This window comes from Sphingorhabdus sp. Alg239-R122 (genome assembly GCF_900537065.1).
In the GTDB taxonomy this organism is placed as follows: Bacteria; Pseudomonadota; Alphaproteobacteria; order Sphingomonadales; family Sphingomonadaceae; genus Alg239-R122.
This window is the reverse complement of sequence record NZ_UNRC01000007.1, coordinates 1-20093: the sequence shown is the minus strand read 5'-3', so window position 1 is coordinate 20093 and position 20093 is coordinate 1. Positions and strand designations below refer to the sequence as shown.

Genomic DNA, 20093 nt, shown 5'->3' with positions numbered 1-20093 from the left:
ATGCCAGAAGGTGACAGTAGCAGCGCAGCAGCGCAGCTTCCGGGGAAATCCAGCGAAGACGATAGCGGCGGAGCACGAATATGGCGGGGCATAAAGGCCCTGCTATTCCGTGAGGAATCTGACCAGTCGCTCCGTGCGCAGCTTGAAGAAGTCATTGACGAACATGAGGATAATGGCTCGCCGCAGCTGGAAGCGGACAATGGCGACCTATCACATGTAGAGCGTGAAATGCTCCGTAACCTGCTGCATTTCAGCGAACATGATGTCGATGATGTCGCGGTGCCGCGCGGTGATATTATCGCTATGGCAGAGGATGCAGGTTTTGATGAGGTCGTTCAGGCCTTTGCCGAACATGGCCATAGCCGCATGCCCGTTTACCGCGAATCGCTCGATGAAATTATCGGCATGATCCATATCAAGGATGTGTTCGCAATCATAGCATCGGGGCAGGATGCACCTGCTGACTGGACACTTTTAATGCGCCAACCTCGCTTTGTGCCGCAATCCATGGGCGTGCTCGACCTGCTCGCCGAAATGCGCGCGACGCGCACCCACCTTGCCGTAGTATTGGACGAATATTCGGGCACTGATGGGCTGGTGAGCATTGAGGATCTGGTCGAAGAAATTGTCGGCGAGATTGAAGACGAGCATGATGATGAGCCAGAAGCGATGCTGGTCCCATTGGAAAATGGGGTGTGGGATGCAGATGCGCGCGCCGAACTCGACGACGTAGCGAAACTCATCGACCCTGACCTTGCCAAAGTCACCGAAGATGTCGACACGCTGGGCGGATTGGCATTCGTACTGGCCGGTGAAGTGCCCGAAGCAGGTAAAGTGCTAACCCATGAGAGCGGTTGGAAAATCGAAATACTGGAGGGTGATGAACGCCGTGTGACGAAGATACGCCTGCATTCCGGGTCAGGTGATATAGATAAAGAAGCCGAATAATCTTCCCATTGGCAATTGCAACGCCATCGGCTAATGCCCGGCATCATGGAAATTAGTGATCTTCGCATTGCGCTGTTCAGCGGCAATTATAACTATGTGCGCGATGGCGCCAATCAGGCGCTCAATCGCCTGGTAAGCTGGCTTTTGGAAAAAGGCGCGGCCGTGCGTGTCTATTCGCCCACAACCGACACACCTGCATTTGAGCCAGCCGGCGACCTAGTCAGTGTGCCCAGCGTCGCAATACCCGGTCGCGGCGAATACCGTATTCCCATGATGCTTTCCCCTGCCATCAAAAAGGACCTAAAAGAATTTGCGCCCAATATTGTGCAGATCAGCAGTCCTGATGTCGTGGGGCACAGCGCTGTACGCTGGGCGCGCAAACATAATATCCCAGTGCTGGCATCGGTGCACACCCGGTTTGAAACCTATCCACGCTATTATAACATGGCGTTTATGGAACCGCCGCTTGAGGCCATATTGCGCCGTCTCTATCGCCGCTGTGACGCAATCGTGGCGCCATCGGATTCCATGGCGCAAGTATTGCGCGAACAGCGAATGAACTATGACGTTGGCATCTGGTCCCGCGGCGTGGACCGCAATATCTTTGATAAGAGCAAGCGCGATCTTGCGTGGCGGCAGAGCTTGGGCATTCAGGATGATGAACCCGTAATTGGCTTTACCGGACGGTTGGTCATGGAAAAAGGTCTTGATGTATATTCCGATAGCATCGACCGCCTGATCCGCCGCAAGGTTAAGCATAAAGTTCTGATCGTGGGCGATGGCCCGGCGCGCGAATGGTTTGAGGAAAGGCTGCCCAGCGCGGTATTTGCGGGGTTCCAAACAGGTGTTGACCTGGGCCGTGCGGTGGCCAGCATGGATGTGTTCTTCAACCCTTCCATCACTGAAACATTTGGCAATGTCACATTGGAAGCGATGGCATGCAGCATGCCTGTCGTGGCAGCACGGGCAACCGGTAGTCAGAGCCTGGTCGAACATGGTGTATCAGGCAAGCTGATCCGCCCTGGCGCGAGCCAGGATTTTGCCGATGCGCTACAGCATTATTGCGAATATCCCGAGATCCGCGCTGAACACGGCGCGGCAGGCGAGAAACGCGCCGAAAAATACAGCTGGGACCGCATCAACGGCGCGCTCGCCGATACTTATATCCGGCTTATCCGGCAAAGGGAGAGCGGAGGCCCTCCAGGGCCGCAAGCTTTGCGGTAATTACCGCTCAGCGCAGGACGCCATTTGCACGCTGTGCGCGTGCATATAGCCAGAGTGCGATTGCCACGACCCAGATAAAAATCGTAAAATACAGGGCTTCTGGTCCTGCAATTTCGGTCAACTTCACATCTGCTAGAATAAAGTTATATAATGTGGATAATGCCAATCCCAAAAGTGAGATTGCAAACACGGGAACCGCAAACCGACTGCGTGCCAGCAATAATATTGATCCCAGCAATGCGCCCCATACGCCCAATGCCCATGCGCCCTGGACCCAGGCAGGATAGGCAGCAAAATGATTCAACTGCACTTCTGTAAAATCTTTCAGATATTCGGCATTGTTCGTCTGTGTCATGAAATAGTCATAGGCACCTATGCTGTTCCACAATAATGATACGATGCCCACCACCCAAAGGTGCCAAGGTGTTTTCACTGTTATATCCATATTCCCTCTCCTCTTATTTTTATGCAACTGTCTATATACGTAATATTGTTGCGCTGCAAATTCGGTCTGTAACACACCCCGGTTATGTTTTAAGGTCCCTGCCATGAGTGATCTTTTTGGCCATGACGAGAATATCATAGAGGATAGTGTAGATAGCGGCGGACCGCTGGCCGACAGGCTGCGCCCCAATACTCTGAATGAAGTGATCGGGCAGGAGCATATTACCGGGCCTGATGGTGCAATCGGCCGAATGGTCGCAGCCGGCAAATTGTCCTCCATCATATTCTGGGGACCGCCAGGCACAGGCAAGACCACCATAGCGCGCCTGCTCGCGGGCGCGGTCGGCATGCATTACAAGGCCATATCCGCCGTATTCTCCGGCGTTGCCGACCTTAAAAAAGCCTTTGCCGAGGCCGAGCAATATGCGCGTACGGGCAAGAAAACACTGCTTTTCGTAGATGAGATTCACCGTTTCAACCGCGCGCAGCAGGACGGATTCCTGCCCTATGTCGAAAAAGGAACGGTGACGCTGGTCGGGGCGACCACCGAAAACCCCAGTTTTGAATTGAACGCAGCCTTGCTCAGCCGCGCACAAGTGTTGATCCTCAACCGTCTGGATGCCGACGCGCTGGGTGAACTGCTCCATCGCGCTGAAAAACTGATGGAAAGGGGACTACCTGTTGATGGCGACGCACGCGATGCCCTGATCGCCAGCGCAGATGGTGATGGCCGTTTCCTGCTAAACCAGGCCGAAACGCTTTTTTCGGTAAACATCGGCAAACCGCTTGATCCGGCGGGACTGGCGAGTTTCCTGCAACGCCGTGTAGCGGTATATGACAAGGATCGTGAGGGCCATTACAACCTGATTTCTGCGCTGCATAAATCGGTACGCGGATCCGATCCGCAGGCTGCGCTCTACTATCTAGCGCGGATGCTGGTCGCCGGGGAAGAACCGCTATATGTGCTGCGCCGGCTTGTACGTATGGCGGTTGAAGATATAGGCTTGGCCGATCCAGAAGCCCTGCACCAGTGTCTTGCCGCAAAGGATGCCTATGAATTTCTCGGCAGCCCTGAAGGAGAGCTCGCAATTGCACAGGCGTGTATTTACCTTGCGACTGCCCCCAAATCCAATGCAGCCTATACAGCACAAAAAGCGGCATGGAAATCTGCCAAGGAAACCGGTTCGCTCATGCCGCCGCAGAATATATTAAATGCTCCCACCAAGCTGATGAAAGATATTGGTTATGGCAAAGACTATAGCTATGATCATGAAAGCAAACACGGCTTTTCCGGTGATAATTACTGGCCGCAGGAAATGGAACCACAGACCTATTATGCTCCGGTAGAGCGCGGATTTGAACGCAAGATTGCCGAACGCATAGCCTATTGGGAGAAACTCAGAAATGCGAAAAAGGATAGCTAGCACGCTTATTGTTACGGTATTTGCCGTTGCACCTGTGGCAGCGCAGGACAATGCGGATGACCTGCTCTATAATCACGCTCTTGCGGCAGGATATAAAGCGCAATTCACCTGTTCCGGCCTATGGAATGGCGGTAAGACGCTAGAAAATATTACACGCGATGAACTGACAGGCATATATCCGCGCATTGCGAGTATCGTTCCTACGCTGAAAACTGAAATTGATGAAACAGAGCGGCAGGTAAAAGTTACGTATGCCGATAATGCACCGCCACGTATTGCCGTGTGGAACCGCCGTACAGGCTGCACTTCGCTGCCCGTGGGTTTCGGCGGCATAAAAACAGGTGCAGCGGTCAAACTTCGCGACTTTCATGATGAACTGCCCTGGCCGATGGGGGATGCGAATGCCGTATCTCCAGACAAAGCCATGAACGCACTTGCATTACAGGCCGTGAACGGCAGCTTTGGCGGCAAAACCAGCGCTGCACTCGTCATGCGCGGCGGGAAAATTATGGGTGAGGCCTATATGCCCGGCCACGATAAACATACGGGACAACGGACCTGGTCCGTGGCCAAGTCCATTGCAGGCACCCTGATCGGTCATGCCGTACTAAGCGGCGGCATTGACGTGAAAAAGCCTGTACAGGTGCCTGAATGGCAGAGCTTTGGTGATAGCAGAAAAACCATAACGCTTGATAACCTGATGCGTATGGCGAGCGGGCTATACAGCGATACAGCAGGCAATCGCACCGATCCAATCTACATGGGCGCGGCAAGTGTCGGGCAGCGTAGCACAAGCTGGCCGCTGATCCGCAGACCCGGCACATATTTTCGTTATGCCAATAATGACACGCTCATGGCCGTGCGCGGTGCGCAGGCGCAATATGACGGTTTTGATCCCTATGCATTTTTCCGCGCAATAGGCATGACACGCACCTATGCCGAAACCGACTGGCAGGATAATTACATACTGTCCAGTCAGGTATGGACCACCGCACGTGATCTGACACGGCTGGGGCAGCTATACCTGAACAACGGTATCTGGAAAAATGCGCGGGGAGAGGAACAGCGTCTGCTGCCGGAAAGCTGGCGCGCCTATGTTGCTGCACCATCAGGACCGCAGCCTGATCGGCGGTTCGGCTATGGCGCGACCTTTTGGCTCATGAACAAATCGGAAGGCATACCTGCAGATACATTTGCAGGCTTTGGCAATCGCGGCCAGTATCTGATCATTATCCCTTCAATGGATATGGTGATTGTCCGGCGCGGCTATGACACGCGGGAAGCACGATTCAATATAGAAGAATTTACACGGCAAATCGTTGCAGAATCGCAATAATCCACAGGGCGGCCTGTTATATGTTACCCCTTTATGCTATCGCGAGCGGCAATGGTGCGACAAAAACCGTGCCGAAAATAGAGGGGGTCTGAAAAGATGAATTCATTTTATATTGGCAGCTATGCCATTGACGGCGATATCATAGAGAAAATTCTATGGGCAATCGCCATACTGGCCATCACATGGATATTGGCGACAGTCGCCAAATGGGCAGCTGCGAAGATGGTTGACCGCATTTCACTGCTGCAAACCAAAACAAGTAGCGGCGAAACTGTTGGCCTGTCGATCGGCAAGATCGTGTCGTTACTCGTCTGGCTGTTCGGTATCGTTGCAATCCTGCAGGTATTCCGGCTCGACAATGTGATCGGGCCGATTGATACCATGCTGCGTGATATCACCGATTTCCTGCCAAACCTGCTGGGCGCGGGGCTGTTCTTCTTTGTTGGCCTGATTATCGCCCGTATTGTGCGGCAGCTTATCGAAACCACTCTGGCCACGGTTGATCTGGACAAATGGGCAGCGCGCGGCGGCGTAACAGAAGTCACGGGCAGCTCAACGATCAGCAAGACAATTGCCAATGTCGTGTTCGCGCTCATTATGATCGTAGTGGCCATTGGCGCGCTTGGCGTGCTTCAGGTTGAGGCGATTTCAGGACCGGCAACGGAAATTCTGCAAAATGTCGCTGCGGCCATTCCGCGGGTATTTGGTGCAGCCATCCTGCTCGGCCTGTCTTTCTTCCTGGGCCGCTGGGCAGCGGATTTGATGAAACAGATCCTCGCCAATATGGGCGCGGACCAGGCAATCGCATCAGTCGGCATATTGCCATCTTCACTGCCAGTATCCAGCCTTGTCGGCCGGATCGCACAGCTTGCCATCGTGCTATTCGGCGCGATTGCAGCAACGCGGCTGCTGGCATTCCCCGAGCTCACCACCATCCTGAACGAGATACTTGATTTGGGCGGACGCGTTGTCTTTGGCAGCGTCATCATCGCAGTCGGCGTTATGCTGGCAAACCTGATTTCCAATCTGGTCGCCAGCACAACCGGTGAAAACGGGTTGATTTCCACCATGCTCAAATATCTGATCATTGCAGTGGCCACGTTCATGGGTCTCACGCATATGCAGATTGGTGAGCAGATCGTGATCATCGCCTTTAGCGGCTTTGTATTTGCAGCCGCCGTGGCCAGCGCCATTGCGTTCGGCTTGGGCGGCCGCGAGGCAGCGGCCCGCCAGCTCAAGAAAATGCAGGATGCAGCTGACGCGCGACCAGCCATTGACAACAATCCGGCACCTGCAACTGCGGCGGAAGAAAACAAGACACCCAAAGCCTGATAGCTTCACGTCTTTATGAACGGGGCGGGTGAGAAATCATCCGCCCGTTCTTTATGGGCTTTCCATTTGTGCGCAGGCAGCGCAGAAAGCTCCCCATGCGCCGATTTACCCATACAGCCTGTTTCGACTGGTCCGGCCAGAATGTCGCGCGGCCCAACGGCATTGCACTGGCTGTGATGGGACCAGACAAAAAACCGGCTCTGATTGAAAACGAACATGGCTGGAGCCGCGAAGGTGCGTTGGAATGGCTTGTGGAACAGGCGCGCATCGGGTCCGACATACTAATCGGCATCGACCTATCTGCCGCACTGCCCTTCACGGACCAGGAGGCTTATTTCCCCGGATGGAATAACAGCCCCGAAAGCGCAAAAGCGCTGTGGGCACTGGTTGATGACATATGCTCCGATGACCTATATTTATCCGCACGCAGTATCGTGGAGCACCCGCAGTTGCGCGAATATTTTCGCCATGCCGGTTATTTGGGCAACGCTTATGGGCAGGTCCGGTCTGGACGACTGCGCATGGTGGAAGAGCAATCGCGTATCCAACAGCTTGCCAACCCATATAGCTGTTTCAATCTTGTCGGTGCAGCACAGGTCGGTAAATCCAGCCTGACAGGAATGCGCGTTTTGCACCGGCTTGAAAGCAGAATTCCGATATGGCCATTTGACCCCGTACCGGCAAAAGGTCCGCTTATCGTGGAGATCTATACCAGCATTGCCGCGGTCAATGCTGGCCTGACGCGCGGGCGCACCAAGCTGCGTGACCGCGGATCCCTAGATAAGGCGCTTGATGCGCTGGGGGTTGAACCGCACAGTCCATTGGCCGAATATGATGATCACAAAACCGATGCGCTGATGACGGCAGCGTGGCTGGCAAAGGCCGCTGAAAACAGGGCGCTTTGGGCACCAAAAGCCATGAATGAGCAAATTGCTGCAACTGAGGGGTGGACCTTTGGTGTTTTTTGAGTATAGGAGGCGTTTCCAGTCGGACCGGACAATGGTTCAAAAAGAGCGCCGAATTAGCTCAGCTGGTAGAGCAACCGCCTTGTAAGCGGTAGGTCATCCGTTCGAGTCGGATATTCGGCACCACTTTTTCTCAAATTCACCACAAACATCGCGACTCACCACGCAAGCTTGCCGTAGCGGCAATTGACGCTGCGTTGCATTTATGTCACGCATATCGCGGAATTCCCGCGCATACGCGGCTTTTTATTGTGGGAAACGCCTGAAAAAACTAGTCTATCGCGTGATGCGTACGGTTTCATGCTCAGAAAATCGGCGCAAAGAATGAAATTAACTGGGGACAATCATGAAAACATGCATGTCCAAAAAAATCGTTCTTCAGGAAGGAACAATCGCATGAAAACTGTAAATCCGTTTATCAAAACCATGCTGATGTCGACCGCAGGCATCGCATCAATCGCCATCTCCGGCACCGCTATGGCGCAGGATACAGCGCCCGCAGAAGACGCTGCAGAAGAAGTCGTTGATGATAATGTAATCATCGTGACAGCGACCAAACGCGAACAAACCTTGCAGGAAATCCCCGTCGCAGTATCCGTGACATCCGCTGAAACGATTGAACGTGCGCAGATCCGTGATATTGGAGATTTACAATCCGTGGTGCCCTCACTTCGGGTGTCGCAATTGCAGAGTTCATTCGCCACAAGCTTTGCAGTTCGCGGATTCGGGACCGATGGTAATAATCTAGGACTGGAGCCGTCAGTCGCAGTGTTCGTGGACGGTGTCTATCGCAGCCGCACGATCTCACAAATTTCCGATCTTCCTAATCTACAGCGTGTCGAAGTGCTGCGTGGACCGCAATCCACGCTGTTCGGCAAGAATGCAAGCGCGGGCGTTATCTCGCTCGTAAGCTCGGAACCATCCTTCGAATTCGGAGGCAATCTTGAAGCTTCTTACGGAAACTACAATGCATTCGTCGGCAAAGCGTATGTGACCGGACCGATTTCTGATAGTGTGGCGGCAAGTTTTGCTGCTGGTTACAATCGCCGTGACGGGTTCGTCACCAACGGTTTTAATGGCGACGACCTTAACGATCGTAATCGCTGGTTCGCGCGCGGACAATTGTTGTTCGAAAACAGTGACAATCTGAAAATCCGCCTGATCGCAGATTATGATGAGATCGACGAAACATGTTGCGGGGTTGTCAATCTCGCACGTTCGGCTGAGACTGCGGCGATCGAAGCGATCGGCGGCGAAGTCAACGATTTCCGTACACCCTTAGCCGATATTGCTTTTACTGATGTTGACCCGTTCAACAAAGTTCAAAACTGGGGCGTCTCAGCCCAGGTTGACTATGATATCGGTGCCCTCACCCTCACTTCCATTTCTGCCTATCGTGATACTAGCATTGATGCCAACCAGGACATCGATTTTACCAGTGCCGATGTAGCTAGCGGTGCGAATATCGGTCAGGCCGAAATTAAGACCTTTACGCAGGAGCTGCGTCTTGCCAGCGATCTTGACGGGATGTTCAACTTTCTGGTTGGCGGATATTACTTTAATGAAGATCTGCAAGTAGCTGATCAGGTCATATACGGCCCGGGCTTTCGGCCATACGCCAACTTGCTCATCCAAGGGGCTACTGGAGGCGCTCTTAACGTCGATGCCCTCGAGCAACTACTCGGTGCACAGAATGGTAGTTTCTTTGCAGCAGGAACGGGTTTCTTTAACGATTTCCAGCAGGATAACGAAGCCTATTCGCTGTTCGGACAGGTTGATATCGACCTTACCGATCGACTTACAGTAACGCTGGGCGCAAACTATACCAAGGATAAGAAGGACATAACGTCAAACGGTCTCTCCACCGAAGCATTCTCTTCAGTTGACCTCGACGCGCCGCAATTTGCGGGATCCCGGAACCTGTTGTTGTTCCAGGGAGCACTGGCACAGGGTGTTGGCAATGCCTTGAACCTTGGCCGATCAGCTACAGCGGCCGAAATCGGAGCTTTTGCCGCCGGGAATATGGCCGCATTCGGAGCAATTCAGGCAGGCTCTCAAGCATTCGCGACTGCTAATCAGAACAACCCTGCTGCAAATCCGTTTGCAGGTTTGAGACCCTTTCAGTTTCTTCCACCCATCCTGAATGTCCCCAATGCAGTAGAGAATGGCAAGTCACGCGATGATGACGTGACTTACATTGCACGGATAGCGTATGAGGTGAGTGATACACTGAATGTGTATGCAAGCTATGCGACCGGTTTCAAAGCAAGCTCATGGAACCTGTCACGCGACAGTCGTCCACTGCCAGGCGATTTTGCACAAGTCGTATCACAAGGATTTGCAACACCCAATCTCAGGCCGGGTACACGTTTCGCCCTACCTGAAGAGTCAACCGTGTACGAGTTGGGAATCAAGGGTAGTTGGGACTCGGCAGGTGCCAACCTCACCATTTTCCAGCAGAATATCAAAAACTTCCAGGCCAACACTTTCATCGGTGCCAGCTTCGTCCTGTCTAACGCAGGTGAGCAAGAGACATTCGGTATTGAATTTGATGGTTACGTGAAACCAAACGATGATCTGACCCTCAATCTGGCGCTGACATATCTTGACCCGACGTATAAGAGCTTCGTCGGCTCACCAGTCGGTGATCTTTCTGGTGCGACTGTTGCAGGCATTCATCCAATCAGTGCATCTTTCGGCGCACAGTGGGAGAAAGAACTGTCGAATTACGATCGGATTATTATACGGGGCGACTACGCATATGAATCTCGTGTGCAAGTGATTAACGGGTTGACCAACTTTATCGGTACCAATCCCGATGGAACGCAAAACTTTGCGCCCGCCATTATTGAAGCAAGGAAATTCCAACGCGAAGTGAACAATGTGAATGCATCGATCACTTATGCGATGGATATGGGACTGGAGTTCTCCATCTGGGGCCGCAACATTCTCGATGATCGCTACATTTCGACGATATTCCCCTCGGTAGCCCAGGGACAGTCGATATCCGGTTATCCAAATCAGCCGCGTACATATGGTGGTACGGTCCGTTTCAAATTCTGATCTGACTGACATAAATTTTATGAAAGGGGAGGCTTCGGCCTCCCCTTTTTATTTATACCGTGCTGTGGGACATTAATTCTACGAACCCGGTATTTAACTGGTCACTTAAATCACTTTACCATTTCCCGGCAAAACCATAATGTAACGGAAGTCTTTATGGAGGAAGCTATGCCCGGTGCGCTCGACGGATTGACGATTGTGGAAATGGCCGGGATTGGCCCTGCCCCCTTTGCTGCCATGATGTTGGCCGACCATGGCGCCCACGTCATCCGTGTTGAAAAACCGGACATGCGCGGTCTTCCCAAAGATATACTGAACCGGTCACGTGAGAGAGTTGAACTGGATCTGAAATCCAATGCAGATATCAGCAAATTGCAAGGCCTCATCAAGGGAGCAGATGGCCTGATTGAAGGCTTCCGCCCCGGTGTGATGGAACGGCTTGGCCTTGGCCCGGATGAGCTGCTGCAGGATAATCCAGCGCTTGTCTATGGCCGTATGACTGGCTGGGGACAGACGGGGCCCTATGCGCCCTATGCCGGTCATGACATTAACTATATCGCACTATCAGGCGCGCTACACAGCTATGGCCGGGCGAATGAAAAGCCGACTCCGCCCGTTAACGCAGTGGGCGATTTTGGCGGCGGCGGTATGATGATGGCCTTTGGCATGCTTGCGGGCATATTGTCTGCGCAAAAAACCGGCCAGGGACAGGTTATTGATTGCGCGATGACCGATGGATCCGCCGTACTCAGCGCCATGACATACAGCTTTATGGCCAGTGGAATGTGGCATGACGAACGCGGCCTCAACTTGCTCGACACCGGTGCGCATTTTTACGACACATATGAAACCGCCGATGGCAAATATGTCTCTGTGGGCGCAATAGAACCACAATTTTATACTGAACTGCGCAAATGTGCCGGACTGGAAGATGATCCAGATTTCGATATGCAGATGGACCCGCAAAGCTGGAAACCTCTTAAACAAAAGCTTGCAGTGATGTTTCACACAAAAACCCGTGATGAATGGTGTGCGCTTATGGAACATAAGGATACGTGCTTCGCGCCGGTGCTTAGTCTGACCGAAGCGCCGGAGCATCCGCACAACAAGGTCCGCGAGACCTATCTGACAGTGGACGGTGTGTTGCAGCCCGCCCCTGCCCCGCGCTTTTCGGGAACACCCGCACCAAAACCACGCATGGATTAACGTTATTTCTGTGCTAAAACGCCTTGTTCCCGATAATTTCGTGCTGGTGTTGCTCGGCACAATTGTGCTGGCCAGCCTGTTGCCTGTAAGCGGGGCGGCGGCCGGCCTAGCGGAACTTATATCGGCAGCGGCCATTTTCCTGCTCTTCTTCTTGCATGGCCTGCGCCTGCCACGCGCGGATGTGCTTACGGCGATGCGCAACTGGCGGTTGCAGTGTGTCATTTTCCTGTTCGTATTTGCCGCCATGCCGGTTGCGGGGCAGGTCGTGGCCCCCATAGCCGCATCTTTTCTCCCCGCCATATTCGTGACAGGCCTTGTCTATCTCACCATATTGCCCAGCACGGTACAGTCCGCCATCAGCTATAGCTCAATCGCAGGCGGTAATGTGGCAGCATCAGTCATGGCCTCTGCCGTGCTCAACCTGTCTGCCATATTCGCGACTCCCCTACTGGTCGTACTGCTGATTGGCGGCGCCGGAAATGCCAATATCGGCAGCGATGTGGTCATCAAGATTGCCGCGATAGTCCTCCTGCCCTTTGCCATAGGCCAAATTGCGCAGGGGCAGTTGGGGGCCTGGGCTGCACAGCGCAAATCTTTGCTATCTTTTATGGACAAATCCGCGATTGCGATTGCTGTTTATGTCGCGTTCAGCGCATCGGTGGTGGCGGGGCTGTGGAGCAGGGTTGATATGGGCACACTGGTCATACTCACCGGATTTATCGCGCTGCTTCTGGCATTTGCATTTTGCGCGAGCTGGCTACTAGGAAAAATACTGAATATTCCTCGCCCAGATCATATCAGCCTTATCTTCGCCGGATCACACAAGAGCATTGCCACAGGCGCACCTCTCGCCGCGATATTATTTGCAGGACCGGAGGCAGGAACGATCATCCTTCCCGCGCTAATCTATCACCAACTGCAGCTGATTATATCCGCGCCTGTTGCGGCGAGGTTGGCGGGTAAAGGGTTACAGGCTACGTAAAGCCTGGGCAGGCCTTGCCGCAAGTACGGGAAGCGAACCCACAGTGCCCAATATCAGCGTCAGCAAAGCGCCGCCGCCCAACATAGCCACTACCACACCCCAATCGGGCGCCCAGTTAAACTCGAATATCTGCACAATCACATACCAGGCTGCAAACAGACCCAGCGCCAGCGCAACTGAAGCCAGTAGCGCCGCCAGCAATCCGTATTCCAGCGCCTGTGCCGACAGTATCTGCCGCCGCGTTGCGCCCAGTGTCTTCATGATGACGCTGTCATAAATGCGCGACTGACGTGATGCAGCAATAGCTCCAATCAGCACTGCTATACCCGATAAAATGGCAATGGAAGCCGCAGCAGCTATGGCTGATGCCATCTGCTGCAATATGGTCTGCACCTGCCCGATCACATCGCGCACCTCGATCACCGAGATGGAAGGAAATGTGTCGAGCAATGCACGTGAAACCGCCCGCTCCGACACGTTGTCCATGGTCACTGTTGCGGCCAGGTTATGCGGCGCATCGCGCAGCGTGTTGGGCGAAAACACCATCACATAATTGAACCCCATCGTATCCCAGTTAATCTGGCGCAATGAGGCGACTTTCGCGGTAAATTCACGGCCAAGCAGGCTGACTGTCAACGGATCTCCCAATTTCAGGTCCAGGGCCTTTGCCATTTCCGCATCAACCGATACCAGCGGTTCGCCGTCATAACTTTCCGGCCACCATTCACCTTCCAAAAGTTCACTGCCTTCCGGCAGGGTTTCGCTATAAGTCAGGCCGCGTTCACCGCGTAGCACCCAGGCATTGTCGGGAATATCTTCCAGATCTGCTACACGCTGCCCTGCATATTCAGTAATCGTCCCGCGCAAGGCAGGCACCGTATTTACCTCAGCCTCTGGCGCTTCAGCCGTGATCTTCTGCAGGAAAGTCTCGCGCTGTTCCACCGGCACATCCAGCACGAACAGGTTCGGGGCCTGTTTCGGAATGGTGCGTTCGATTTCATTATTAAGACTGGTCTGGATCGCCGCCAGCGTCACAAATAACGTAAGCCCAAGCCCGAGCGCCACCACCAGCTGTCCTGTCTGTGATCCAGGCCGGTGCAAGTTAGTGAGTGCAAGCCGTGCAAGCGGTTGCCGCGGACGCGGCAGTCTTGCGGCAATTTTGCCAATTCCCCAGCCAATCAAGGCAAGCAGGCCCAGCACCGCCAACACACTGAACAGAAAACCGGCGCTGAATATCGGATCGCGCGCAGTAAATATCGCAATGGCCGCAATCAGCAGCGCGCCGCCAGCCACTATTGCATAGGTGCGCCAGTCGCGCTGCACCGCGCCATCCACAACCGCGCGAAAAAGCCCGGCAGGCGGTACCAATCGTGCCCGTGCGAGTGGAGGCAGGGCGAAAATCAGTGCGATAAGAAGCCCGTAAAGCGCACTCACAAAAAGTGGGAATGGATAGACTGCAAAACCGGGCCGTACCGGCAGCACGTCCCCTGCCAGATAGACAATCAGTTGCGGCAGGAACATACCTGCAAGCAGGCCAGCCACAATGGCAATTGCCGACACGGCCAGTATCTGTACCATATAGATGCGTAGTATATCGCCCGACTGTGCGCCGAGTATCTTGAGCGTTGCAATACTGCCGCGTTTACCCGCCAGATAAGATGCCACGCCATTGCCAACACCGATGCCTGCCACAACCAGCGCGGTCAGACCGACCAGCGTCAAAAACTGTCCCATGCGCAGGATAAAGCGGGTCGCGCCGGGCGCACCACGCTCACGGTCTTTCACTTCCCAACCAGATTCGGGAAAAGCTGTGTTGAGGCGCTCTATGACATTTTCAATATTAGCTGTGCCAGGTGTCCTGATGCGGTATTTGCTCTCATAAAGACTGCCAGGACGTACCAGTCCGGTGCGCTCAATGCCCTGCATTGATGTCAGCGCCACTGGCCCCAATGTAAAGCCCTCACCCAGACGATCTGGTTCCTCGGCAATCAGGCCTGCAATGCGAAATTCAGCTTCGCCAAAACGCACGGTATCCCCGATGGAAAGCCGCAGACGGTCGGATAAACCCGCCCCGACATATATTTCATCGCTGGTAAGAGGACCCGCAGCCTTGCTACCTTTCAACAGCAGATCGCCATAAAGCGGATACACGCCATCCACACCCTTGAGCTGCGCCAATATGGCCTGCGGACCGTCATCACCTGTTTCGCCGATGCGGTTGGCCATGGCCTGCATCCGCACCGTTTCGGAAAGCTCACCTTCACTGCGAAACGCAGCCTGCTCTGCGGCGCTCGCCATGCGCTGCGACATAGCAAATTCAATATCGCCGCCCAATATGACCTGCCCGCGCGAAGAAAGCTCGGTAGTGATCGCGGATGTCAGACTGCCGATCGTGGCGAGTGTAGCCACGCCCAGAAACAGGCATATGACGAGCAGCCGCAGCCCGCGGAACCGGCCATTCAAATCGCGGCGTGCAATCGCCCATATCTGCGACCAGCCCATGGCTAGAGAACATCCATTTTTGCGGTATCGGCAACAATATCGCCGTCACGCATTTCGATGATCCGGCCGCACTTCATCGCAAGTTCCGGATCATGGGTAATCATCAACAGGGTCGCACCGGTTTCGCGCTGCCGGTCGAACAGTAGCTCAATAATCGCTGCGCCTGTTTTGCCGTCCAGATTACCGGTTGGCTCATCGGCAAAGATAATGTCTGGCCGTGGGGCCATGGCACGCGCAATGGCCACGCGCTGCTGTTCCCCGCCCGAAAGCTGCGCCGGATAATGAGTAATGCGGTGGCCAAGGCCAACAGCTTCCAGTTCCGCCTTTGCTATATCAAAAGCATCCGCCTGCCCTTCCAACTCGAGCGGTACGGCTACATTTTCATGCGCGGTCATAGTGGGTAGCAGGTGGAAAGCCTGCAATATAATGCCGATTTGCCCGCGCCGCGCCCTTGCCAGCGCGTCTTCGTCCATCGGTCCGAAATCCATGCCAGCAACCTGTACGCCGCCGCTTGTGGCGCGTTCCAGCCCGGAAAAAATGGCCATCAGCGATGACTTGCCGGACCCGGACGGACCCAGCAGCGCTACCGTTGCACCGCGCTCTATCTCCAGGTCGATACCCTTGAGTATTTTTGTGGACGCGTCCTTTGCCCCCAAAGAAAGGGTGACATTGTCTGCTTGAATGACAATATTGTCTGAAGAAGTAGTTGTGCCGTGCATGAAAGGATAATCCGTAATGGCCAGAAAAGTTGCATTGTCGAACCCATATGGGGCGCTTCGCGTTTTTGTCTATGGGTCCTTATGCATATTAGCGGCGTGCAGCGGCGGACAAAACGATCAAGATGACGTGACTGTCGACCAGCAGCAAAGCGCGGTCACACAAACGTCCGAACCAGCCGGGTTGGAGCAGCAGCCTGAAAAACTCATCATCGCCTTTGGTGACAGCCTATATGCTGGATACGGGCTGAAACAGAATGAAAGCCTGCCCCATGATCTGGAAAAAGCACTACGGCGGGACGGTATCAATGCGCGCGTTATAGGTGCAGGTGTGTCTGGCGACACGACGGCAGCAGGGCTTAAACGCTTTGCCTTCACGCTGGATGGTGCCAAGCGTAAGCCTGATCTTGTAATTATCGGACTGGGTGGAAATGACCTGCTGCGCGGACTGGACGTCCAGCAGACACGCACCAATATCCGCGCCATGCTCGACGAGCTGGATGACCGTGATATTGACGCCATGCTCACCGGCATGATGGCTCCGCTCAATATGGGCGATGATTACGTAGAGGCATTCAATTCAATCTATACTGACGTTGCCAAGGAATATGACGCCGCTCTCTACCCGTTCTTTTTTGATGGCATAATCGCAACTGATGGCACTCAACAGCCTAACCTTATGCTGCCCGACGGCATCCATCCCAATGCGAAGGGCATTGATGTCGTGGTGGAACGGCTGGCCCCCGCTGTGCGGCAGGAACTGGTAGCAGAATAGAAAACTAGCGTCGGTCCAGCAGCCAGACTAGGGCTGCAATTGCCAGACCCAGCGCAAAACCCGCGAGCAGGCCAATAACAGGTTCGCCCTGGAACCCGCCAATAAACACGCCTGCAATCGACGCAAGGGCTATAAAGAAACCGCCTGCGAGTGGCGTGCGGCGCACTGGTTTTTCTGCTGGATCAGTCATGCCTGTCCTCATGCCATGCTCGATACCAATCTGCCAACGCTTTTTGCATTATGCGCCCGGGGAGCCGTACCAGTTAACTGCGCATCAACCATATTGCTTGAAACTTCTTGCACCTGGCTTCGCTACATCCTGTGCCAACACACTGGAACGGATATACGCATGTCACTCGCACCCAACCTGCCCATCATGACCTCCCGGCAAGCCTATGACGATGCCGATGCATTGATCCGCGTATTTGGCGCAGAAGCAGGCATAGAGGCCGCCGAACGCGCTGATATTGCCCGTTCAAGAGGCAATCATCTGCATTTCTGTCACTGGCGGCAGATTGAGCGTATGATTATCATCCTGTCGGTCGACCAGTCGATCGGAACAGTGCATTAATCATCACGCATTAATTATCACTGTGCACCGCGCCGCCGCAGACAGTAAAATGGCGCGGACTGGTAATACCGCTGAACAATGCGCGGTCCGTACCCGTCATCCACACCTGGCCGGCGCGTTCTGACAATCTGTCATATAAAACGCCGCGCCGAACCGGGTCTAGATGCGCGGCAATCTCATCAAGCAAAAGTACGGGCGCATTACTCTTAAGCGACGCCACCAGATCTGAATGCGCCAATATGATGGCGATCAGCATCGCCTTTTGCTCTCCAGTCGAACATAACGCCGCAGCCTGGCCTTTTTGCCGCATGGTAACAATCAGGTCATCGCGGTGCGGGCCATCAAGTGTGCGCTTCGCCTGCCGGTCGCGGGGGCGCGCATTGCGCCATGTCTCTAACATGTTGTCGGCCATATCCTGCTCGCCTCTGGCCAGAGCCAATATGGGCCGCGCGAAGACTTTATCCGTTTCGCTATCCAGCACATCATTAAGCTGCTGGATCATCGCTACGCGTGACGCAGCGACCAATGCGCCATATTCAGCCATACGGGCCTCCACAGCATCCAGCCATGCGGGGTCAGGCATAATATCGTCCGCAAGCAGCCGGTTGCGCTCCCGAACCGCCAATTCATATTGCGAGGCGTGCCTTGCATGCAGCGGATCAACTGCCAGCACCAGCCGGTCAACAAATTGCCTGCGGCCACCCGCACTTTCCATAAAAAGCCGGTCCATCGCGGGCGTGAGCCAGATAATGGATAACCATTCAGCCAAGCTGTTTGCGCTGGCCGCTGCACCGTTGACACGAACCTTACGCCGTTCAGGCATATCAGCTGTGACGCCTGTTCCGATTTTCATGTCGCCCAAGTCAGCCGATACGGCAAATCCGCCCGGCCCCTGCATTGCCCCCATTTCCGATAAAGACGCCCGGCGCATTCCGCGGCCAGGGGCAAGCAACGATATGGCTTCCAGTATATTGGTCTTACCGGCACCATTGTCACCAGTCAGCACATTGAAACGGGCAAGGCCATGAAGCTGGCTGTCGCCATGGTTGCGGAAGTGACGAAGCGACAGGAAGTTAAGCGGCATAATCCATACCCATGTAACCAGAAAGCGCATGTGTGAGAAGCCTTTTGGCAATTTTCATCCAATTCGGCTCTTTACAGGATTTTACATAAACCAACCTTTAGTGAATTTTACCAACATTTTGTATTCAGCAAATATTCAGTAAAATGTAAAATGACATAAGCTAATGTTTTTATTGAAAAAACCAAAACTGGCACGGGCTGTGCAATGCTATTTGTAACTTCATCATGGTGATGAGGAAATTCAATAAAGGAAATTAAAATGACCAATGTAAGCAAATTCCAGTCTTCAGTTCTCGCAGCAGTTTCAGCTTTCGTATTCAGCGCAGTGTTCGTTGGCGCAAGTGTTCTTCCTGCCGGAGCCGTAAACTCCGCCAGCATGTTCATCTAAACAAGTCACACAATCAACTTAATCCGAGGAAAGGGAAATAAAATGCATAATATCAGCAAGCTCCAGTCATCCATACTTGCCGGTGTATCGGCTTTCATATTCAGCGCCATCTTTGTCGGTGCAAGCGTATTGCCCGCCGAAGCTGTAAACTCCGCTAGTATGTTCATCTGAACACGCGCATAATCACCAACATCAAAAAGAGGAAAATCCATGAAAAATTCATTCCGGCTCGACAAGTCAAATGCCAAGTTTATGGGCGTATGTGCCGGCATCGCCAACTGGGCGGAAATTGATGTCACACTGGTCCGTATCCTGTGGGCTCTGGCAGTTATCTGCGGCATTGGTGCCCCAGTACTAATCTACCTGCTCATCGGCCTGATCGCCAACTGATCCTAAGCCCGTTGAGTACATACGAAAACCGCCGCGCATTGCATTTTACATAATTTGCGGTAACTTCCCCTAAAACGAGTGGAGGCAGATAATGGCGCGGCGAGTATTGGGGATAATTGCAGGGATTATTGTAGCAGGTATATTGGTCGCCCTTTTGGAAGGCCTTGGCCATATCATCTACCCCCCGCCCGCAGGCACAGACCTGAATAATCCTGACGACCTTGCACAAATCATGCATATCATGCCCTTCGGGGCGAAGCTTTCCGTCATAATCGCCTGGTTTCTAGGCACATTGGGCGGCGCAGCGACGGCACTATATATAACCCGCTGGCCATGGTCCGTCTGGATTGTGGCCGCATTTATTATTGCCGGGACAATTTTCAGCCTTATGACCATACCGCACCCATTATGGATGGCAATTTGCGGTTTGGCATTGCCAGTTATCGCAGGCTGGCTCGCTCCCAAAATCACACCGAAGTGACTATGTTCACCGCCATGTTCAAGCAGCTTATGCTGCTTGTGCTGATAGCCTTTATATCCGCATGCCGCCCAGCAGGGGATACAGAAGTGCAGCAAACATCTGTGCCGCGCACCGATGGTAAAACCGAAGTCATTATCCTCGGTATGATCCATGCACCGCACAGGAAAAGCAAAAAATATCAGCTGGACCGGCAACGCGCCGTTATAAAGAAAATTGATCCCGGTTCAATCTTGTCAGAAAACCCGTCCGGGAGCGGAGAAAAA

The 20093-nt window shown here is 53.7% G+C and carries 21 protein-coding genes and 1 tRNA gene; 15 read left to right on the top strand and 7 right to left on the bottom strand.

Going from position 1 to position 20093, the window contains the following annotated elements:
• Together G6Q15_RS08360 and G6Q15_RS08355 are read left to right on the top strand one after the other, a co-directional pair.
• A complete protein-coding gene (locus G6Q15_RS08360; RefSeq protein ID WP_164117687.1) occupies positions 1 to 948 on the top strand; it encodes a hemolysin family protein in 948 nt (315 codons plus the stop codon).
• A 45-nt stretch (positions 949 to 993) separates the two neighbouring features.
• Positions 994 to 2172 (top strand): glycosyltransferase family 1 protein, encoded by a 1179-nt coding sequence (locus tag G6Q15_RS08355; protein ID WP_164117685.1) that lies wholly within the window; start codon positions 994 to 996, stop codon positions 2170 to 2172.
• Between the two features lie 7 nt (positions 2173 to 2179).
• Here G6Q15_RS08355 and G6Q15_RS08350 read toward each other — a convergent pair whose 3' ends face one another.
• Complete coding sequence (locus G6Q15_RS08350; protein WP_164117683.1) at positions 2180 to 2617, bottom strand: hypothetical protein; 438 nt, start codon at positions 2615 to 2617, stop codon at positions 2180 to 2182.
• Between the two features lie 103 nt (positions 2618 to 2720).
• Between G6Q15_RS08350 and G6Q15_RS08345 the strand changes: the two genes are divergently transcribed.
• The 8 genes from G6Q15_RS08345 to G6Q15_RS08310 all read left to right on the top strand — a co-directional run bounded on the left by G6Q15_RS08345 (position 2721) and on the right by G6Q15_RS08310 (position 12924).
• Positions 2721 to 4040: a replication-associated recombination protein A gene (locus G6Q15_RS08345; RefSeq protein ID WP_164117681.1), complete on the top strand. Its 1320-nt coding sequence runs from the start codon at positions 2721 to 2723 to the stop codon at positions 4038 to 4040.
• A complete protein-coding gene (locus G6Q15_RS08340; RefSeq protein ID WP_164117679.1) occupies positions 4021 to 5376 on the top strand; it encodes a serine hydrolase in 1356 nt (451 codons plus the stop codon). Before G6Q15_RS08345 ends, G6Q15_RS08340 begins: the two co-directional genes overlap by 20 nt.
• Positions 5377 to 5472: 96 nt before the next feature.
• A complete protein-coding gene (locus G6Q15_RS08335; protein WP_164117677.1) occupies positions 5473 to 6708 on the top strand; it encodes a mechanosensitive ion channel in 1236 nt (411 codons plus the stop codon).
• 95 nt (positions 6709 to 6803) lie between these two features.
• Positions 6804 to 7676, top strand: a complete 873-nt coding sequence (locus G6Q15_RS08330) for a hypothetical protein (RefSeq protein WP_164117675.1) — start codon at positions 6804 to 6806, stop codon at positions 7674 to 7676.
• Positions 7677 to 7723: 47 nt separating this feature from the next.
• Positions 7724 to 7799: transfer RNA gene (locus G6Q15_RS08325), tRNA-Thr, on the top strand.
• Between the two features lie 60 nt (positions 7800 to 7859).
• The gene (locus G6Q15_RS08320) at positions 7860 to 10736 is read left to right on the top strand and encodes a TonB-dependent receptor (protein ID WP_345940294.1); all 2877 of its coding nucleotides are present in this window, start codon (positions 7860 to 7862) and stop codon (positions 10734 to 10736) included.
• Positions 10737 to 10904: 168 nt separating this feature from the next.
• Positions 10905 to 11942 carry a CaiB/BaiF CoA-transferase family protein gene (locus G6Q15_RS08315; RefSeq protein WP_164117673.1) on the top strand — a complete coding sequence of 346 codons (1038 nt, stop codon included), beginning with the start codon at positions 10905 to 10907 and terminating at the stop codon, positions 11940 to 11942.
• Between the two features lie 10 nt (positions 11943 to 11952).
• Positions 11953 to 12924 (top strand): bile acid:sodium symporter family protein, encoded by a 972-nt coding sequence (locus G6Q15_RS08310; RefSeq protein WP_240330818.1) that lies wholly within the window; start codon positions 11953 to 11955, stop codon positions 12922 to 12924.
• Here G6Q15_RS08310 and G6Q15_RS08305 read toward each other — a convergent pair.
• Together G6Q15_RS08305 and G6Q15_RS08300 are read right to left on the bottom strand one after the other, a co-directional pair.
• The gene (locus tag G6Q15_RS08305; RefSeq protein WP_164117671.1) at positions 12910 to 15426 is read right to left on the bottom strand and encodes an FtsX-like permease family protein; all 2517 of its coding nucleotides are present in this window, start codon (positions 15424 to 15426) and stop codon (positions 12910 to 12912) included. The two genes, G6Q15_RS08310 and G6Q15_RS08305, sit on opposite strands and share 15 nt — an antisense overlap.
• Before the next feature lie 2 nt (positions 15427 to 15428).
• Positions 15429 to 16145 carry an ABC transporter ATP-binding protein gene (locus G6Q15_RS08300; protein ID WP_164117669.1) on the bottom strand — a complete coding sequence of 239 codons (717 nt, stop codon included), beginning with the start codon at positions 16143 to 16145 and terminating at the stop codon, positions 15429 to 15431.
• Between the two features lie 16 nt (positions 16146 to 16161).
• On the opposite strand from G6Q15_RS08300, the gene G6Q15_RS08295 reads away from it, so the two are divergent.
• On the top strand, positions 16162 to 16917 hold the full coding sequence (locus G6Q15_RS08295; RefSeq protein ID WP_164117667.1) for an arylesterase: 756 nt from the start codon (positions 16162 to 16164) through the stop codon (positions 16915 to 16917).
• Between the two features lie 4 nt (positions 16918 to 16921).
• On the opposite strand, the gene G6Q15_RS08290 is transcribed toward G6Q15_RS08295, so the two are convergent.
• Positions 16922 to 17107 (bottom strand): hypothetical protein, encoded by a 186-nt coding sequence (locus G6Q15_RS08290; RefSeq protein WP_164117665.1) that lies wholly within the window; start codon positions 17105 to 17107, stop codon positions 16922 to 16924.
• Positions 17108 to 17266: 159 nt separating this feature from the next.
• Here G6Q15_RS08290 and G6Q15_RS08285 point away from each other — a divergent pair, with 159 nt between their 5' ends.
• A complete protein-coding gene (locus G6Q15_RS08285) occupies positions 17267 to 17488 on the top strand; it encodes a hypothetical protein (protein ID WP_205518130.1) in 222 nt (73 codons plus the stop codon).
• A 10-nt stretch (positions 17489 to 17498) separates the two neighbouring features.
• On the opposite strand, the gene recF is transcribed toward G6Q15_RS08285, so the two are convergent.
• The 3 genes from recF to G6Q15_RS08270 all read right to left on the bottom strand — a co-directional run bounded on the left by recF (position 17499) and on the right by G6Q15_RS08270 (position 19171).
• Positions 17499 to 18602, bottom strand: a complete 1104-nt coding sequence (gene recF, locus G6Q15_RS08280; protein ID WP_240330817.1) for a DNA replication/repair protein RecF — start codon at positions 18600 to 18602, stop codon at positions 17499 to 17501.
• Positions 18603 to 18679: 77 nt separating this feature from the next.
• The gene (locus G6Q15_RS08275) at positions 18680 to 18955 is read right to left on the bottom strand and encodes a hypothetical protein (protein WP_164117662.1); all 276 of its coding nucleotides are present in this window, start codon (positions 18953 to 18955) and stop codon (positions 18680 to 18682) included.
• A 9-nt stretch (positions 18956 to 18964) separates the two neighbouring features.
• Positions 18965 to 19171, bottom strand: a complete 207-nt coding sequence (locus G6Q15_RS08270) for a hypothetical protein (RefSeq protein WP_164117660.1) — start codon at positions 19169 to 19171, stop codon at positions 18965 to 18967.
• Here G6Q15_RS08270 and G6Q15_RS08265 point away from each other — a divergent pair.
• The 3 genes from G6Q15_RS08265 to G6Q15_RS08255 form a co-directional block, all read left to right on the top strand.
• The gene (locus G6Q15_RS08265; RefSeq protein WP_164117659.1) at positions 19170 to 19349 is read left to right on the top strand and encodes a PspC domain-containing protein; all 180 of its coding nucleotides are present in this window, start codon (positions 19170 to 19172) and stop codon (positions 19347 to 19349) included. The two genes, G6Q15_RS08270 and G6Q15_RS08265, sit on opposite strands and share 2 nt — an antisense overlap.
• A gap of 91 nt (positions 19350 to 19440) precedes the next feature.
• On the top strand, positions 19441 to 19830 hold the full coding sequence (locus G6Q15_RS08260; protein WP_164117657.1) for a hypothetical protein: 390 nt from the start codon (positions 19441 to 19443) through the stop codon (positions 19828 to 19830).
• 14 nt (positions 19831 to 19844) lie between these two features.
• The coding region (locus G6Q15_RS08255; protein ID WP_205518129.1) for a hypothetical protein at positions 19845 to 20093 on the top strand (249 nt) is incomplete at its 3' end.

What these genes read in the sequence shown, in the direction of transcription:
- G6Q15_RS08360 (WP_164117687.1), top strand. Translation starts at nt 1, where the DNA reads ATGCCAGAAGGTGACAGTAGCAGCGCAGCAGCGCAGCTTCCGGGGAAA.
- G6Q15_RS08355 (WP_164117685.1), top strand. Translation starts at nt 994, where the DNA reads ATGGAAATTAGTGATCTTCGCATTGCGCTGTTCAGCGGCAATTATAAC.
- G6Q15_RS08350 (WP_164117683.1), bottom strand. Translation starts at nt 2,617, where the DNA reads ATGGATATAACAGTGAAAACACCTTGGCACCTTTGGGTGGTGGGCATC.
- G6Q15_RS08345 (WP_164117681.1), top strand. Translation starts at nt 2,721, where the DNA reads ATGAGTGATCTTTTTGGCCATGACGAGAATATCATAGAGGATAGTGTA.
- G6Q15_RS08340 (WP_164117679.1), top strand. Translation starts at nt 4,021, where the DNA reads ATGCGAAAAAGGATAGCTAGCACGCTTATTGTTACGGTATTTGCCGTT.
- G6Q15_RS08335 (WP_164117677.1), top strand. Translation starts at nt 5,473, where the DNA reads ATGAATTCATTTTATATTGGCAGCTATGCCATTGACGGCGATATCATA.
- G6Q15_RS08330 (WP_164117675.1), top strand. Translation starts at nt 6,804, where the DNA reads ATGCGCCGATTTACCCATACAGCCTGTTTCGACTGGTCCGGCCAGAAT.
- G6Q15_RS08315 (WP_164117673.1), top strand. Translation starts at nt 10,905, where the DNA reads ATGCCCGGTGCGCTCGACGGATTGACGATTGTGGAAATGGCCGGGATT.
- G6Q15_RS08305 (WP_164117671.1), bottom strand. Translation starts at nt 15,426, where the DNA reads ATGGGCTGGTCGCAGATATGGGCGATTGCACGCCGCGATTTGAATGGC.
- G6Q15_RS08300 (WP_164117669.1), bottom strand. Translation starts at nt 16,145, where the DNA reads ATGCACGGCACAACTACTTCTTCAGACAATATTGTCATTCAAGCAGAC.
- G6Q15_RS08295 (WP_164117667.1), top strand. Translation starts at nt 16,162, where the DNA reads ATGGCCAGAAAAGTTGCATTGTCGAACCCATATGGGGCGCTTCGCGTT.
- G6Q15_RS08290 (WP_164117665.1), bottom strand. Translation starts at nt 17,107, where the DNA reads ATGACTGATCCAGCAGAAAAACCAGTGCGCCGCACGCCACTCGCAGGC.
- G6Q15_RS08285 (WP_205518130.1), top strand. Translation starts at nt 17,267, where the DNA reads ATGTCACTCGCACCCAACCTGCCCATCATGACCTCCCGGCAAGCCTAT.
- recF (WP_240330817.1), bottom strand. Translation starts at nt 18,602, where the DNA reads ATGCGCTTTCTGGTTACATGGGTATGGATTATGCCGCTTAACTTCCTG.
- G6Q15_RS08275 (WP_164117662.1), bottom strand. Translation starts at nt 18,955, where the DNA reads ATGAACATGCTGGCGGAGTTTACGGCTCCGGCAGGAAGAACACTTGCG.
- G6Q15_RS08265 (WP_164117659.1), top strand. Translation starts at nt 19,170, where the DNA reads ATGAAAAATTCATTCCGGCTCGACAAGTCAAATGCCAAGTTTATGGGC.
- G6Q15_RS08270 (WP_164117660.1), bottom strand. Translation starts at nt 19,171, where the DNA reads ATGGATTTTCCTCTTTTTGATGTTGGTGATTATGCGCGTGTTCAGATG.
- G6Q15_RS08260 (WP_164117657.1), top strand. Translation starts at nt 19,441, where the DNA reads ATGGCGCGGCGAGTATTGGGGATAATTGCAGGGATTATTGTAGCAGGT.